The organism is Cobetia sp. PS-4MA (assembly GCF_057670765.1).
In genome coordinates this window covers 2,703,698-2,720,248 of record NZ_CM173107.1, presented here as the reverse complement: position 1 = coordinate 2,720,248, position 16,551 = coordinate 2,703,698, and the positions used below count along the sequence as shown (strand labels likewise).

General features: G+C 61.5%; 13 protein-coding genes and 1 pseudogene. 12 read left to right on the top strand and 2 right to left on the bottom strand.

Features of this window, described 5'->3' with window-relative positions; genetic code table 11:
* The first annotated feature begins 71 nt into the window (after positions 1 to 71).
* The 11 genes and pseudogenes from AC26AR_RS11575 to ihfA all read left to right on the top strand — a co-directional run bounded on the left by AC26AR_RS11575 (position 72) and on the right by ihfA (position 12,382).
* A complete protein-coding gene (locus tag AC26AR_RS11575; protein ID WP_077374644.1) occupies positions 72 to 584 on the top strand; it encodes a DUF2489 domain-containing protein in 513 nt (170 codons plus the stop codon).
* A gap of 115 nt (positions 585 to 699) precedes the next feature.
* A pseudogene (locus tag AC26AR_RS11570) lies at positions 700 to 2,216 on the top strand (IS3 family transposase).
* Between the two features lie 136 nt (positions 2,217 to 2,352).
* Complete coding sequence (locus tag AC26AR_RS11565; RefSeq protein ID WP_191237488.1) at positions 2,353 to 3,507, top strand: amidohydrolase; 1,155 nt, start codon at positions 2,353 to 2,355, stop codon at positions 3,505 to 3,507.
* Between the two features lie 278 nt (positions 3,508 to 3,785).
* A complete protein-coding gene (locus AC26AR_RS11560) occupies positions 3,786 to 4,661 on the top strand; it encodes an OmpA family protein (protein WP_065392602.1) in 876 nt (291 codons plus the stop codon).
* A gap of 346 nt (positions 4,662 to 5,007) precedes the next feature.
* Positions 5,008 to 6,906 (top strand): threonine--tRNA ligase, encoded by a 1,899-nt coding sequence (thrS, locus tag AC26AR_RS11555; RefSeq protein ID WP_084208127.1) that lies wholly within the window; start codon positions 5,008 to 5,010, stop codon positions 6,904 to 6,906.
* A 34-nt stretch (positions 6,907 to 6,940) separates the two neighbouring features.
* Complete coding sequence (infC, locus tag AC26AR_RS11550) at positions 6,941 to 7,480, top strand: translation initiation factor IF-3 (RefSeq protein WP_077374638.1); 540 nt, start codon at positions 6,941 to 6,943, stop codon at positions 7,478 to 7,480.
* A gap of 100 nt (positions 7,481 to 7,580) precedes the next feature.
* Positions 7,581 to 7,775: a 50S ribosomal protein L35 gene (gene rpmI, locus AC26AR_RS11545; RefSeq protein ID WP_043335648.1), complete on the top strand. Its 195-nt coding sequence runs from the start codon at positions 7,581 to 7,583 to the stop codon at positions 7,773 to 7,775.
* Positions 7,776 to 7,820: 45 nt separating this feature from the next.
* Positions 7,821 to 8,174 (top strand): 50S ribosomal protein L20, encoded by a 354-nt coding sequence (rplT, locus tag AC26AR_RS11540; RefSeq protein WP_043335644.1) that lies wholly within the window; start codon positions 7,821 to 7,823, stop codon positions 8,172 to 8,174.
* 358 nt (positions 8,175 to 8,532) lie between these two features.
* A complete protein-coding gene (gene pheS, locus AC26AR_RS11535) occupies positions 8,533 to 9,552 on the top strand; it encodes a phenylalanine--tRNA ligase subunit alpha (protein WP_084208128.1) in 1,020 nt (339 codons plus the stop codon).
* A 56-nt stretch (positions 9,553 to 9,608) separates the two neighbouring features.
* Positions 9,609 to 11,993, top strand: a complete 2,385-nt coding sequence (gene pheT / locus AC26AR_RS11530) for a phenylalanine--tRNA ligase subunit beta (RefSeq protein WP_488107072.1) — start codon at positions 9,609 to 9,611, stop codon at positions 11,991 to 11,993.
* 26 nt (positions 11,994 to 12,019) lie between these two features.
* On the top strand, positions 12,020 to 12,382 hold the full coding sequence (gene ihfA, locus AC26AR_RS11525; RefSeq protein ID WP_103751403.1) for an integration host factor subunit alpha: 363 nt from the start codon (positions 12,020 to 12,022) through the stop codon (positions 12,380 to 12,382).
* Positions 12,383 to 12,520: 138 nt separating this feature from the next.
* Here ihfA and AC26AR_RS11520 read toward each other — a convergent pair whose 3' ends face one another.
* Both AC26AR_RS11520 and AC26AR_RS11515 read right to left on the bottom strand, forming a co-directional pair.
* Positions 12,521 to 13,915, bottom strand: a complete 1,395-nt coding sequence (locus AC26AR_RS11520) for a TrkH family potassium uptake protein (RefSeq protein ID WP_240704230.1) — start codon at positions 13,913 to 13,915, stop codon at positions 12,521 to 12,523.
* Positions 13,912 to 14,565, bottom strand: coding sequence for a potassium channel family protein (locus tag AC26AR_RS11515; RefSeq protein WP_077374629.1), 654 nt, complete (start codon positions 14,563 to 14,565; stop codon positions 13,912 to 13,914). Before AC26AR_RS11515 ends, AC26AR_RS11520 begins: the two co-directional genes overlap by 4 nt.
* Positions 14,566 to 14,973: 408 nt before the next feature.
* Here AC26AR_RS11515 and AC26AR_RS11510 point away from each other — a divergent pair, with 408 nt between their 5' ends.
* Positions 14,974 to 16,431: a sodium-dependent transporter gene (locus tag AC26AR_RS11510; protein ID WP_488107071.1), complete on the top strand. Its 1,458-nt coding sequence runs from the start codon at positions 14,974 to 14,976 to the stop codon at positions 16,429 to 16,431.
* Positions 16,432 to 16,551 lie beyond the last annotated feature (120 nt).

Sequence of the window (16,551 nt, the reverse complement as noted above, 5' to 3'; positions counted from 1 at the left end):
GGCATCGCGCCGCCTTGGGTGTCCCGTCCGCAGTCCCTATACTCGTCACTTGATTTCGGCAGGAGAATCGCATGTCCCTGAGTACCAGCATCATTCTGATCGTCATTGCACTCATCATCATCGCCGGTCTGACGGCGTATGCGCTCAAGTTGCGCCGTGAGGTGAGGAAGCGCGAGGCGTTGCGTGCAGAGGAGTTGACGCGTGCACGCGCCAATTGCCTGGAGAGTCTTGAAGCGATTGCCCGTGCCATGCAGGCCGGCCAGGTGGACCTCGTGGAAGGGGGGCTGCGCTGCAAGGTGTTGATCGAGATACTGGATACCTCGCTGGCAGAGGATGACGTCCTGGGGGCCTTTGGCACCCTGCACGGGCGAGTGTCCCACCTGCATACCCACTCGGCACGCAAGGCACTGAGCCCGCGTGAGCGGCTGGCAGAGGACAAGGAGCGCATCGCCGTCGAGGAAGAGATGGCCAAGCCTCTTCAGCAGGCAGCGCAATGCGTGCTGGAAAGCATGCCGGTGTGGTATCGCGAGTACCTGGGACGTGAACGGCCCGTGGCGCCGACGGATCTGGGTCAGGCGCTATAGCGGCATCGGGTGCTGCGCACGGGCCCTATCTGCCAGCGTAGTTGTCACCTAAACGGATTGAGAGGTGATCAACGTGCGTTATTCCACAGAGCGTAAGGAAGCCATCCTCAAGAAGATGGCGCCGCCTATGAGCATGGCCATCCCGGAATTGGCCAAACAGGAAGGCATCACTGCAACAACCCTCTACAATTGGCGGAAACAGGCCAGAGAGCGAGGACAAGTTTTGCCATCACGTTCCACCCAGCCCGACCAGTGGACCAGCCAGGAGAAGTTCCAGATCGTCCTGGAGACGGCCCCGATGAACGAGGCCGAACTCAGCGCCTATTGCCGCGAGCGTGGGCTCTACCCCGAGCAGGTGTAAGCCTGGCGGGATGCCTGCATGAACGCCAACGACGACGTGGCAGCGCAGGCCAAGCAACAACGCCAGGCTCGCAAGGCGGAGCAAAAGCGGCTCCGTAAGTTGGAGCGCGAGCTGCACCGCAAGGACAAGGCCCTCGCCGAGACGGCGGCCCTGTTGACCCTGTCAAAAAAAGCCGAGGCGATCTGGGGCACGACCCACGACGAGGACGACTGACCAGCCTCCCGGATCGCCAGCGCATCGTGACCCTGGTGCAAGACGCCCAGCGTGACGGGGCTCGGCTGGCCAAGGCCTGTCAGGTGATGGGCATCAACGTGCGGACCTACTACCGCTGGGTCGCAGAAGGCGAAGTGACGGCGGACCGCCGCCCCGACGCCGATCGCCCGGAACCGGCCAACAAGCTATCTCCCGAGGAGCGAAAAGCGATCGTGGCGTTGTGCAACGCTCCAGAGTACCGAAGCCGCCCTCCGGCCTTCATCGTGGCCGATCAGGCTGACAAGGGCCGCTATCTGGCCTCTGAGTCGACGATATACCGAGTGCTTCATGAATATGATCAGCAACATCACCGGGGCCGACAGCAGGCCCCTCAGCGTAAGCGCCCACCGACCACTCACCAGGCGACGGCGCCGAACCAGCTTTGGTGCTGGGACATTTCGTGGCTGCCCGGTCCCGCGCGCGGCACTTGGTGGTATCTGTACCTGATAATGGACGTCTTCAGCCGCAAGATCGTCGGGCACGAGATTTATGAAACAGAGACTGGCGAGCTGGCCGCTGAGTTGATTCAGAAAACCTGCTGGCGAGAGCGCCTGACAGATCGTCATAAACCCTTGATTCTGCATTCAGATAACGGCAGCCCGATGAAGGCAGCGACCTTCCTGGAAAAGCTCTATGACCTGGGCATCACTCCCTCGTACAGCCGACCGCGAGTCAGCAACGACAATGCCTTCGCCGAGTCGGCCTTCAAGACGCTGAAGTACCGGCCGGGCTTCCCCGTCGACGGGTTCGCCACCCTGGCCGAGGCTCAGGACTGGGTTCAGCAATTTACCGAGTGGTACAACCATGAGCACCGGCACAGCGCCCTTCGCTACGTCACGCCGAGCCAGCGTCATGACGGCGAGGCCAAAGGCATTCTGACGCAGCGCCGAGAGGTCTTCGAGGCCGCGAAGCAGCGTCACCCGGAGCGATGGTCAGGTGACATCCGAAAACTCGACCTGCCGGAGATAGTGCATTTGAATCCGGAGCGGGATCCGATACCGCAGGCAATAGGGTTTTAAAAAGCCAGAACCACTTCATGTGCCAACTATGTTGACAGATTCCGCGGGCGGGGAGAGCATTCGCTTCGGACCCGCGGGTCACGAGCCGCAAGGCATCGTGTGAATTCGGGTGGTATCGGGCCATTGAGAGGCTGGCATGAACAATACGCTCCCGCTGCTGGGAACTGAACTGATCGAGCTGCGTCATGCGCTGCATCGGGCACCGGAGCTGTCCGGGCAGGAGGAAGCTACCTCGGCCCTGATCGCCGGCTGGATGGAAGAGGCAGGCGCCGAGGTGGTCACGGGATTGGGGGGGCATGGTCTGGCGGCCATCTTCCGCGGCGCCGCGCCCGGCCCGCGGGTCATGTTGCGCTGTGAGCTCGATGCGTTGCCCATCGATGAGGTGCCACGGGGAGACTGGTCATCCTGTCACCAGCATGTCGGCCATCTCTGTGGTCACGATGGGCACATGACGTGGCTGCTGGGAGTGGCGCAGCGCCTGGCCAGGCGCCCGGTAGCCAGGGGTGAGGTGGTATTGCTGTTCCAGCCCGCCGAGGAGACGGGAGAGGGTGCGCGTGCGGTGGTACGCACCAAGGCCTTCGAGACCATCAAGCCGGATTTCCTCTATGCCTGCCACAATCTGCCGGGGCGGCCGCTGGGAGAGGTCAGCGTCCGTGATGACGCCTTCACCTGTGCCTCGCGGGGCATGATCGTGCGGCTTTCCGGACTGTGCGCCCACGCAGCCCATCCCGAAAATGGGCGCAGTCCCGCCATGGCCATGTGTCGCATCATGCAGGGACTCTCTCGTCTGCCGCTGCAGTTCGCGGACGAGACGGGGCTTGCCATGGTCACTCTGGTGCACGCGCGGCTTGGGGAGGTTGCCTTCGGCACCGCGCCGGGGGATGCCGAGGTGATGGCGACCCTGCGCACGGAAAGCAACGACATGATGAAGGCCCTCGCCGAGGCGGCGGTCTCATTGGCTCGCAGTGAGGCGGAAGAGGACCATCTCGGCATCGAGGTGGACTGGTGCGATGCCTTTGAGGCGACCTGGAATTCGGCTGAGGCGAACGCGGTGATTCGTCGCGTGGCGGCGCAGGTGGGGCAGCCCTGTCATGAGCTGGATCAGGCACATCGCTGGTCGGAAGATTTCGGAGTGCTGGGGCGAGAATGCCATGCCGCCATGTTCACGCTGGGGGCCGGTGAAGCGCTCCCGGGACTCCATCATCCCCGCTATGATTTCCCGGATGACCTGATCTTGCCGGGTGTCGCGCTCTTCGAGGGACTGGTGCGTCACCACCTGAACGGTGCATGAATCGTGACTTTTACAGCGTCTCTTAAATGATACAGGTAGTGTCAAAGTTTTTCGACGTTGCAAAAAACACTGTTTTCCTTCAACGTATGCATGAGGATCGGTACCGTTTTCAAGGGAAACAGACCCGATCAGAGCTGGAAGGACGCACTCAGATGTGCTTTCTTCTAAAGGGATGAGGTATATAAAATTCCTTTCACCGTAACGAGTTCGGCTCTTATACTCGGAGCCGCTGCGTAACACCCCGTTACAAATAGCGCTGTGTAAAGAAGGAGTCTTACATGAAAAGATCTACGACTGGCCTGGTTCTGGGGTCTGCATTGGTTGTTGGCCTGTCTGGCTGTGCAAGCTCTGCTTCCCAGTCCTCATCCGCTGAGAAGCCGTGGTACAGCCAGCCGTTCGTCTGCGGTCTGGCCGGTGGCCTGATCGGTGGGGGGATTGGTTACGGCGTCTCTGGCGACAGCGACGAAGACACTGGCGCTTCTCTGGGTGCCGTGGGCGGCGCGACTGCCGGTGCACTGCTGTGTGCTGACGACGCTCCGAAGTCCATGGACGACGACGGCGATGGCGTGCCGAACGATCGTGACGAATGCCCGGGTACTCCGGCAGGCGTCGCAGTCGATGCGAAAGGCTGCCCGCTGGACACCGACGGTGACGGCGTTGCTGACTACAAGGACCAGTGCCCGGGTACCCCGGCCGGCGTCACTGTTGACGCGAAAGGCTGCCCGCTGGATTCCGATGGTGACGGCGTGCCGGACTACCAGGACCAGTGCCCGAACACTCCGGCAGGTGCCAAGGTCAACGCCCTGGGCTGTGTCGCTGACCTCGTGCTGCGCGACGTGAACTTCGAGTTCGACTCCGCCAAGCTGACCTCCGGCGCTGAGCAAGTGCTGAACGGTGTGGCTGCCAAGCTGGTGTCCAACGAGAACGTTCGTGTCCGTATCGAAGGTCACACTGATTCCGTGGGTTCTGACTCCTACAACAAGCAGCTCTCCCAGAAGCGTGCTGATTCCGTCAAGGCGTACCTGGCCTCTGAAGGTGTCGGTTCCAACCGCATGGAAACCATGGGTTACGGTGAAGAGCAGCCGGTTGCCAGCAACGACACCGCTGCAGGTCGTGCTGAAAACCGTCGCGTCGAGCTTGCTGAAGTCAAGTAAGCCCATCGCGGTAAGCTGAATCAGACGGGGCGCCTTCGGGCGCCCCGTCTGCGTTTCCCCCCTTCAGGATCATGTACCAGCTCATGGGTGTGTCTTTACGCTATTTGAGTGGGCTGCTAAGGTCTTGTCTCGATCATGGGCCATCGGTCCGTGCGTCCGTGATGTGTGGCCGGCGCGTCAGCGCTCTGCCCCATCACGGCAGCTTCCCCTGGCATCGTAGGCCGGGGACGGCAACCGTTCCGTCCATGATCCGTACCACCCCATCGAGCCGACGCCCCGGGCGCTCGGCTAAATTCGCTTCACGTGACCCTTGGTAAGGGCCACCACTGAATGCAAGGATTCCTTCATGCCTATCGTTACCCTGCCTGACGGCAGCCAGCGTACCTTCGATACTCCGATTTCCGTGATGCAGCTGGCCGAATCCATCGGTCCCGGCCTTGCCAAGGCGTGTGTCGCCGGCAAGATCAACGGCGTCGAAGTCGATGCCGCCGACATGATCACCGAAGATGCTGACGTCGCCATTCTCACGGCCCGTGATGCCGAAGGCCTGGACGTGATCCGTCACTCCTGCGCCCACTTGATCGGTCATGCCGTCAAGCAGCTCTATCCGGATGCCAAGATGGCCATCGGTCCGGTCATCGATGACGGTTTCTATTACGACATCGATTTCGGTCGCTCCGTGACGCCGGAAGACCTCGAGTCCATCGAGAAGCGCATGAAGCAGCTGATCGACAGCGAGTACGACGTGGTCCGCGAGTACGTCTCGCGTGACGAGGCCATGGCCGCTTTCGAGAAGCGTGAAGAGCCGTACAAGCAGGAAATCATCGAAGGCATCGGTGAGGGCGATACCATCCGCCTGTATCACCATGAAGAATACACCGACATGTGCCGTGGCCCGCACGTGCCGAACACGCGTCACCTGAAGCATTTCCAGCTGCTCAAGCTTGCAGGTGCCTACTGGCGTGGTGATTCCACCAAGCCGATGCTGACGCGTATCTATGGCACCGCCTGGCCGGACAAGAAGCAGCTCAAGGCCTACCTCAAGCGTCTCGAGGAAGCCGAGAAGCGCGACCACCGCAAGCTGGCCAAGAAGCTGGATCTTTTCCACATGCAGGAAGAGGCACCGGGCATGGTGTTCTGGCACCCGAATGGCTGGACCATGTATCAGGTGCTCGAGCAGTACATGCGCCGGATCCAGCGAGCCAACGGCTACCAGGAGATCAAGACGCCTCAGGTCGTCGATCTTTCGCTCTGGAAGAAGTCCGGGCACTGGGGGCATTACAACGAGCTGATGTTCACCACCGAGTCCGAGAAGCGTGAGTACGCCGTCAAGCCTATGAACTGCCCGTGCCACGTCCAGGTCTTCAATCAGGGGCTCAAGAGCTACCGCGACCTGCCGCTGCGTCTGGCCGAGTTCGGCTCCTGTCATCGCAACGAGCCTTCAGGCTCTCTGCATGGCCTGATGCGTGTGCGTGGTTTCACTCAGGACGATGCTCACATCTTCTGTACCGATGATCAGGTGCAGTCCGAGGCGGAAGACTTCATCCGACTGACGCTGGAAGTCTATCGTCAGTTCGGCTTCGAGGATGTCGAGCTCAAGCTCTCGACACGCCCCGAGTCGTTCATCGGTGAGCCGGAAGCCTGGGACAAGGCCGAGGCTGGCCTGCAGGCGGCACTGGATGCGACCGGCCTGCCGTGGGAGCTTCAGCCGGGCGAAGGCGCCTTCTATGGACCAAAGATTGAATTCTCCCTGCGAGATTGCCTGAATCGTGTCTGGCAATGTGGTACGCTACAGCTCGACTTCAATCTGCCTGAGCGTCTCAGTGCCCAGTTTGTCGATGAAAGCGGTGAGCGTCGCACTCCGGTCATGTTGCACCGTGCGATTCTCGGCTCCTTCGAGCGCTTCCTCGGCATACTGATCGAGCACCACGCTGGCGCGATGCCTTTCTGGCTCGCCCCGGAGCAGATTGTCGTGATGAACATCACGGATTCCCAGGCAGAATATGCCAAGGATCTGGTCTCTCGCCTCGAGAAACATGACATCCGTGTCAAAGCAGACTTGAGGAACGAGAAGATCGGCTTTAAAATCCGTGAGCATACTCTGCAGAAGGTTCCTTACCTCATCGTCGTCGGCGACAAGGAAGTGGAAGCTGATGCAGTAGCTGTCAGAACCCGTTCCGGTGAAGACCTCGGCACCATGAAAGTTTCAGAATTCATGGAACGCCTGAAGGAAGAACAGGTCTGACAGTAACGAATTTCAGCCAAACGGAGACGCAACGATCAAGCGGAATAATCAGCGCGGACGCCCCCAGGAAAAGCGGGCTCCCATCAATGACCGTATTCGTGCGGACGAAGTCCGCCTCATCGACGCAGATGGAGAGCAGGTCGGCGTAGTGCCGACGAAAGAAGCGCTCACCAAGGCCGAAGAGGCAGGGCTCGACCTCGTCCAGATTTCCAATGCCGATCCCATCGTCTGCAAGATCATGGATTACGGCAAGTTTCTTTTCGATGAGAAGAAACAGAAGAATCTTCAGAAGAAGAAGCAGAAGCAAATCCAGGTCAAGGAAGTCAAATTCCGTCCTGGTACCGATGAAGGCGATTATCAGGTCAAGCTGCGTAACCTGACTCGCTTCATCGAAGGCGGAGACAAGGGCAAGGTTACCTTGCGCTTCCGTGGTCGTGAAATGGCGCATCAGGACATCGGCCGCAAGCTGATGGAACGTATCGCCGGCGACCTCGGTGAACTCGTGACCGTCGAGTCCTTCCCGAAGATGGAAGGCCGTCAGATGATCATGATTCTCGCGCCGAAAAAGAAGTGATCCACAGGCAGTAGAACGGACACATCAGGGTCACGCTTGCGGGCGTGGCTCTTTTTGTCGGCCTTGGATTTTCTCAAGAAACCGAGCGGAGTTAATACTCATGCCGAAGATCAAGACTAACCGCGGCGCTGCCAAGCGCTTCAAGAAGACTGCCAACGGCTTCAAGCACAAGCAGTCCTTCCGTAGCCACATCCTGACCAAGAAGTCGACCAAGCGTAAGCGTCAGCTGCGTGGCATGAAGCAGGTTCACGCTGCAGACAAGGCGCTGATCCAGCGCATGCTGCCGAACCTGTAAGCCGTCCTTACCTCGGTCCAACTTTCTTAATATCAGGAGTACGCTATGTCCCGCGTCAAGCGTGGCGTCGTCGCACGTCGCCGTCACAAGAAGATCATGAAGCAGGCCAAGGGTTACTACGGAGCGCGTTCACGCGTCTTCCGCGTAGCCAAGCAGGCTGTCATCAAGGCCGGCCAGTACGCTTACCGTGACCGTCGTGTCCGCAAGCGTCAGTTCCGTGCCCTGTGGATCGCTCGTATCAACGCTGCGGCCCGCATCAATGGCATGTCTTACAGCCGCTTCATCGCTGGCCTGAAGAAGGCCAATATCGAGATCGACCGCAAGGTCCTCGCCGATATCGCGGTTCACGAAAAAGCTGCCTTTGCTGCCATCGTCGAGAAGGCCAAGGCTGCTCAGTAAGTGACCGGATCAGATGTCGCCCGGCACCGGCCAGCCACGCGAGTGGTGAGTCGAGGCGCGACTGTCGAATGCTTGCATTGGGCAGCTCAGGTGGCATCGAGATGACGTGTTACGTCACAGGGGAAGAGCAGCCGCTCTTCCCCTGTTTTTGTTTGGTGTCTCCCTCGGATTTCGGGAGAGGTGCCAGCGCGAACATGAATGAGGCTGGCTGCGGATCGGGCCGGACTCTGGCAAGGGCGCGACCGTCTGTGTGACTCACCGCGGACGGAGCGTTCTCCCTGCCGATCTTCGGGTCGGCGCGACTTCCATTGACGTGGGCTCTACCACGTCGATGACTCAAGCGATCGGAGCTGAACGGATGGAACATCTTTCCACCCTGGTGGACGAAGCACGCACCGCGATCCAGGCGGCCGGAGACGTCCAGACCCTCGATGAGGTGCGGGTACGCTTTCTGGGCAAGAAGGGCGAGATCACCGCGCTGCTCAAGGGGTTGGGCAAACTGTCCCCCGAAGAGCGTCCCAAGGCCGGTGAGACCATCAACGAAGCCAAGCAGCTGCTGAACGGCGAGCTGGAAGCGCGTCGTACCGCGCTGGAAACGGCAGCGCTCAATGCACGACTGGCTGCTGAACGCGTCGACGTCACCTTGCCAGGACGCGGCGAACCAGTGGGTGGCTTGCACCCGGTGACGCGCACGCTTGAGCGCATCGAGAGCTTCTTCGCGCACATCGGCTACGGGGTTGCCGAAGGCCCGGAGATCGAAGATGACCACCACAACTTCGAAGCGCTGAACATCCCGTCGCATCACCCGGCACGTGCGATGCACGATACGTTCTACTTCGATGCCACGCGTCTGCTGCGTACGCATACCTCGCCGGTGCAGGTGCGCAGCATGAAGGCCAGTGAACCGCCGCTGCGCATCGTCTGCCCGGGGCGTGTCTATCGCTGCGACTCTGACCTGACCCATACCCCGATGTTCCATCAGGTCGAGGGGCTGCTGGTAGATGAGAACGTCAGCTTCGCTGACCTCAAGGGCACTGTCGAAGAGTTTCTGCATGCCTTCTTCGAGCGCGATGATCTGGAAGTCCGTTTCCGTCCGTCCTACTTCCCGTTCACCGAGCCGTCTGCCGAAGTCGACATCCAGTGCGTGATGTGTGCCGGTGACGGCTGTCGTGTCTGCTCCCACACCGGCTGGCTCGAGGTGATGGGCTGCGGCATGGTGCATCCGGAAGTCTTCCGTCACTCCGGTATCGATAGCGAACGCTTCCGCGGCTTCGCCTTCGGCATGGGCGTGGAGCGTCTGGCGATGCTGCGTTATGGCGTCAATGACCTGCGGTTGTTCTTCGAGAATGACCTGCGTTTCCTTCGCCAGTTCAGCTAGGCACTCATTCACGTATCGCGCCGTGAGGGCGTGAACTTACGGAACAGGACAGCAAGATGAAATTTTCCGAACAGTGGCTGCGTGAGTGGGTGTCGCCGGAACTGAACACCCAGCAGCTGGCCGATCAGGTCACCATGGCCGGCCTGGAAGTCGATGGTATCGAGCCCGTCGCCGGTGAGTTCACCGGTGTTGTCGTGGCCGAGGTCAAGGACAAGCAACCGCATCCTGAGGCTGATCGCCTCAACGTCTGTCAGGTGGATGATGGCAGTGGTGAGCTGGTGCAGGTCGTGTGTGGCGCGCCGAATGTCGCCGCCGGTCAGAAGGTGCTCTTCGCCCAGGTTGGCGCGAAGCTTCCGGGTGACTTCAAGATTCGCAAGGCCAAGCTGCGCGGTGTCGAATCCCGCGGCATGATCTGCGGTGCCTCCGAGCTGGGTCTGGAGGCGGAAGCCTCCGACGGCATCATGGTGCTGGCCGCGGATGCGCCGGTGGGCCGTGATGCCAGTGACTTCCTGAACCTCGACGACAGCGCCATCGAGGTCGATCTGACTCCGAACCGCGGTGACTGCCTGAGCGTCAAGGGTCTGGCGCGCGAAGTCGGTGTGCTCAACCGTCTGGCCGTCACGGCACCGAGCATCGAGCCGGTCGCGGCCCAGATCGACGACACCTTCCCGGTCACCGTTAGTGCGCCGCAGGCTTGCCCGCGCTATCTGGGGCGTGTGGTGCGCGACGTCAATGTCGCCGCGACCACCCCGCTGTGGCTCGAGGAGCGTCTGCGCCGCAGTGGTATCCGCAGCATCGACCCCGTCGTCGACGTCACCAACTACGTGCTGCTGGAGCTCGGTCAGCCGATGCACGCCTTCGATCTGGCGCGCCTGAACGGTGGCATCGAGGTGCGCATGGCGGCCGCTGAAGAGCCGCTGACGCTGCTCGACGGTCAGGAAGTCGCGCTACGTGACGACACCCTGGTCATCGCCGACGAGAAGGGCCCGCTGGCCATCGCTGGCGTGATGGGCGGCGAAGGCAGTGGCGTGAACGGCGAGACGCGCGACATCTTCTTCGAGTCGGCCTTCTTCGCGCCGTTGAGCGTGGCTGGCAAGGCGCGCAGCTATGGCCTGCACACCGACAGCTCGCATCGTTTCGAGCGGGGTGTGGACGCGCAGCTGCAGCGTGATGCCATCGAGCGGGCGACGGCTCTGCTGCTCGAGATCACCGGCGGCAAGCCGGGCCCGATCATCGAGGTCGCAAGCGACGCAGCGCTGCCCAAGGCCGCCGTCGTCAGCCTGAGCGGCGCCAGTGTCGAGCGCACGCTGGGCATGGCATTGCCGGATGCCGAGATCGTCGAGATCCTCGAGCGTCTGGGCATGCAGGTCGTGGCCGATGGCGAGAGCCAGTGGCAGGTGACGGTGCCGAGCTGGCGTTTCGATGTCAGCATCGAGGCTGACCTGATCGAGGAGCTGGCGCGCATCCACGGCTACAACAATCTGCCGGTCAGCCGCCCGAACGCGCGCCTGGCACCGGCCGTGGCCAATGAGACCACCCAGCCGCTGACCAGCCTGCGTCGTCAGCTGGTGGCGCGGGGCTATCAGGAAGCGATCAGCTACAGCTTCGTCGCCCCTGAGCTGCAGAAGACGCTGGACCCGCACGGAGTGGCGCCGGCACTGGCCAACCCGATTTCCAGCGACATGGCCGTGATGCGCAGCTCGCTGCTGCCGGGGCTGGTCAAGGCACTGAGTCACAACCTCAATCGTCAGCAGTCGCGCGTGCGCCTGTTCGAGACCGGGCTTGTGTTCCGTGGTGAGCTGGACTCCCTCGAGCAGACACCGATGATCGGTGGCCTGATCACCGGGGCACGTCTGCCGGAAGGCTGGAATGGCGGTCGTGACAAGGTCGATTTCTTCGATCTCAAGGGCGATGTCGAGGCACTGCTGGCACTGGGCGGCAACCTGGATGCCTGGCGTTTCGAGGCTGCTGAGCATCCGGCGCTTCATCCGGGTCAGTCCGCTCAGCTGTTCTTCAACGGCGAGCCGGCAGGCTGGATGGGGGCTTTGCACCCGGCAGTGCGTGCCGAACTCGGCCTGAAGGTCGAGGTGTTCGTGTTCGAGATCACGCTGGCCGCTGCCTGTGCGGGCCGTCTGCCGCGCTTCGCACCGCTCTCCAGGTATCCGGAAGTGCGTCGTGACCTGGCCTTCGTGGTCGAAGAGGGCGTGCACGTGCAGTCGCTGCTCGACGCCATCCGCTCGCAAGCCGGGGAATGGCTGACGGATCTGCGCCTGTTTGACGTCTATCAGGGCCAGGGGGTAGCCGATGGTCACAAGTCGCTCGCTCTAGGCTTGACCTGGCAGCATCCTTCGCGCACGCTGAATGATGAGGAAATCAATCAGTTAGTCGATGCGATCGTCGCCGATGGCCACACACGTTTCGGGGCGGCGCTGAGAGCATGAGTCGCCACTTGAACGAGGGAGCGGACATGGGAGCGTTGACCAAGGCGGAACTCGCCGAGCATCTCCATGCAGAGCTTGGCATGTCCAAGCGCGAAGCCAAGTCGATGGTCGAAGTCTTCTTCGATGAGATTCGTGGCTGCCTGCGTGAGAACGAACAGGTGAAGCTGTCCGGTTTCGGCAACTTCGATCTGCGTGACAAACGCGAGCGTCCGGGGCGCAATCCCAAGACAGGCGAGGAGATTCCGATCTCCGCGCGTCGCGTGGTGACCTTCCGTCCTGGCCAGAAACTCAAGGCTCGGGTGGATGAGTACGATGGCGAAGGCCATACCCATCAGCGCCTTGAGGAGCATGACGACCACGATGATCATCATGATGACGATGATCACTGAGGTCGCTGGTCGAAGCCGTTGCCGTTGAGCCATTGACAGCTTCGCCGCTCCTGTCGTTCGAGTGAAAAGCCCCGATGCCCTGCATCGGGGCTTTCGTCGTTCAGGGGGAGAGAAAGTGCGTCAGGCAAGTCGTGCTGCCTAGCCGATGGAGAGTTCGGTGCGTGCATAGCTGACGCCGGGACGGCTGCGGGTCGCCAGCAGGTAACCCAGTGCCAGCGGGCCGGTGCGTCCCAGCAACATGGTGATGATGATCAACCACTGTCCGGGAGCGGAAAGCTCCGGCGTCACCCCCAGGCTCAGTCCCACGGTGCCGAACGCCGAGACCGTCTCGAAGGCCAACGACCGGAAGTCGTGGTCGGGGTCGGTGATGGTCAGCCCGAACAGCATGCTGAAGATCAACAGCATGCCGGCCAAGGCCACGGCGATGGCCTTGAAGACAGTCTCGTCTCCGATACGGCGGCCATGCAGGGTCGGTGAGTGTCTCTGGCGCAGGAAGGCGCGAGTGGTCAGCAGCAGCACCACGAAGGTGGTGATCTTGATGCCACTGGCCGTCGAGCCACTCCCGCCACCGATGAACATCATCGCCATGGTCCAGAGGGTCGAGGCCTGTGTCATCGCGGAGGTATCGAACATGCTGAAGCCGGCGGTACGGGGCGTCACTGCCATGAAGGCTGCCGAGATGAAGCGTTCGCCATGATCACGCATGCCTGCCAGGGTATCGGGGTTGCCCCATTCAAGCGCCAGTATCACCACCAGGCTCAACAGGTTGAGTGCGATGGTGGCTTCCAGCACCAGGCGTGTCTGTACGGAGAAGCGTGAGGGGTGCAGCAGCACGCGCCACCCATGCTCACGCCTGCGCTCGCGCAGTTCGCCGATCACGGCAAAGCCGATGCCACCCGTCATGAAGAGCAGGCTGATGACGCTCGCGACCAGCGGGTTGCGGGATTCGCGCAACAGGCTGTCCGGCCACAGGGTGAAGCCGGCATTGTTGAAGGCCGAGACCGAGTGGAAGAGGCTCAGCCACATGCCGCGTCCCCAACCATGGCGTGGCACCCATTCGAGCGCCAGCAGCAGAGCGCCGCCCAGTTCAAGTGTCACCGCAAAGGCGGTGATGACCCTGAGCAGTCGGCCGATCTCGCGTGAGCTGCTGCGGTTGAGCGCTTCACGCAGCAGGCTGGTCTGATGCATCGGCAGTCGTTGCCCCAGCATCACCAGTGACAGGGCGGCGATGGTCATGAAACCGAGGCCGCCAAGCTGGATCAATACCAGCACGACGGCCTGCCCGGCGAAGGTGAACTCGCTGAGCGGGGTGACGGAAAGCCCGGTGACGGTCACCGCCGAGGTGGCGGTAAACAGTGCCGACAGCCAGCTGAGGCCCTCCTGATGCATGCCTGGCAGTTTCAGCAGGCAGGCCCCCAGCATGCTGAGTCCCAGAAAGCCGCCCAGCAGGATCTCCGGAGGCGACAGGTGGATGATGGGTCCGCGTGGGCCACGGGTCAGGGGGCGAAGATAGCGTCGGTAGCGCTGCCTCACAGATGCGCCCCCAGCTTGCGCAGCGCGCTCAGTTCGCCGATCAGTACCAGATGATCGCCAGCGGACAACTGCGTACTGCCGGAAGGCTTGCGATCGAGTGTCGCGCCCTTGCGCAAGGCGATCACGCTGATGTCCTCATCGATGGGGAGCTGATCGAGCTGTTGGCAGTCATCGCACAGACGCTCGCTGACCTCCAGCTCGACCACGAACTGGTGATCGCCCAGGTGGATGAAGTCGACCATAGCGTGATAGGCGAGGCTTTCCGCCACCCGCACGCCCAGGTCGTACTCCGGGTGCACGATGTGATCCACGCCCAGACGGCTGAGCAGCTTGTGATGCGCATCCGAGGTCGCCTTGACCCACAGTTCCCTGGCACCGAGTTCCTTGGCCAGCAGCGCGCAGATCAGGCTCTGCTCCATCGAGTCGGCCAGATCGATCAACACGGCGTCGAACTGTTCGAGGCCAAGCTCACGCAGGGCATGCTCATCGGTCGGGTCGGCAATGACGGCCTGATTGAGCAGGTCCGCCATGGCATTGAGACGTTTCTCATCGAGATCCACGCCGAGCACTTCATGGTCGTGGCGCCTGAGCTCCCGCGCGACGGTACTGCCGAAATACCCCAGTCCGATCACCGCGAATTGACGATGCATGACGACTCCTTGTCTGCGCTGCTTGAGAGGGCGAGAGACCTGTCAGCTCAGCGAATTCCGAGGCTCTGCCGCTAGCGCTTTCAGGTGCGCTCATGGATGAGCTTACTCCAGTGACTCGTCGATGTCGGCTTCCGCACTGATCCTCGCCCGGCAGGGACTTCCCTTGCCAAGCGCTTGCTCTGATGGTCGTTTCAAATGTTACCAATTAGCAGTGGCTGATGTAGAGTGGATGGCGTCGCTTGGTAATGGCGCTATCGCAGACGTTTTGCGAGGTGCGTATGGGGATTTTCCACAGGAATCGCGGACGAACATCCTTCTTATCAGTAAAATGGTCTGCGTGAGCACCCGAGACGGCAAGGCGTTGCGTCGATCACCACTGGCTCACAACAATAACTCGTAAGGTATTCCATGACGGCAAGACAGCAACCCAAGAATCTCTGGATCAGTCGCTGGGGGTTCATCCTTGCAGCTACCGGTTCCGCGGTAGGGCTGGGCAATATCTGGAAGTTTCCCTATATCACCGGTGAATATGGCGGAGGCGCCTTCGTGCTGGTGTATCTGGCCTGCATTCTCGCCGTGGGCGTACCCGTGATGATGGCGGAGATCGCCTTCGGGCGCCGTGGTCGCGGCAGCCCCATCGAGGCGATCGCCAACCTGGCCCGGGAAGCGGGGGCCAGCCCGCTGTGGAAGGTCTTCGGTTGGATGGCGATGCTGGCCGGCTTCATGATCCTGTCGTTCTATGTCGTGGTCGCGGGGTGGTCCTTCAGCTACCTGTGGAAGATGGCCAGCGGGTCGCTGTCCGGACATGGCGTCGCTGAGCTGGGCGGTATCTTCGAGGCTGGCAACGCCAATCCCTGGGCACTGGGTGGCTGGGCGACGCTGGTGACGGTAGTGACGATGCTGATCGTCGGGCGTGGCGTGCAGGAGGGGGTCGAGAAGAGCGTGCGCTGGATGATGCCGGGCATGGTGATCATGCTGTTGATCATGATCGGTTATGCCCTGACCTCCGGCAACTTCTCGGCAGGCTTCCACTTCCTGTTCGACTTCGATGTCTCCCGTTTGAGCAGTGAGGGCGTACTGGCCGCGCTGGGGCATGCCTTCTTCACCCTGTCGCTGGCCTCCGGCGCCATCCTGACCTACGGCTCCTATCTGCCGTCAGGCACCTCCATCGCTCGCACCACCTTCACGGTCGCGATCGCCGATACGCTGGTGGCGCTGATGGCGGGGCTCGCGATCTTCCCGATCATCTTCGCCAATGGCATGGACCCGTCCTCCGGTCCGGGGCTGATCTTCATGAGCCTACCGGTGGCCTTCAACCAGATGCCCTTCGGTCAGCTGTTCGGGGTACTGTTCTTCGCCATGCTCTCCATTGCCGCCTTGACGTCCGCGATCTCGATGATCGAAGCCACCGTCGCTTGGCTGAGCGAGAACCGCAACATGAGTCGCACCAAGGCATCGTGGCTAGCCGGAAGCGTGTTGTGGCTGGTCGCGATGTTCGCGATGCTGTCCTTCAATCTGGGCGCGGACTGGACCCTGGCCGGCAAGCACTTCTTCGACTGGCTGGATTACCTGACCTCGCGCTGGATGATGCCGATCGGTGGCATCGCCATGGCGCTGCTGGCCGGCTTCGTCTTCAAGAGCAGCATGTTGCGCGATGAGCTGGATCTGAGTAAGGGAGGCTACCGTATCTGGCTGTTCATGATTCGCTATGTCAGCCCAATCTGCATCGTGGCGATCTTCATTGATGCGCTTGGCGTGGCGGCCCTGAGTCTAGAGGATTGGCCGTATTTCCTGGGGGCCATCGTGCTGGCCTGCGGGGCAGGAGAGACGCTGTCACCGCGTCTGCGTGGGCCTCGCGTCGCCTGACAAGCCAGAGAGTCGAGGGCTTTCAGGCCCTGGAATGACGAGACGCCCCCGTCGCGAAAGCGGCGGGGGCGTCTTGCATCCTGCTCGGGCGTGCTTGGTCTGACGTGCTTGGTCTGACGG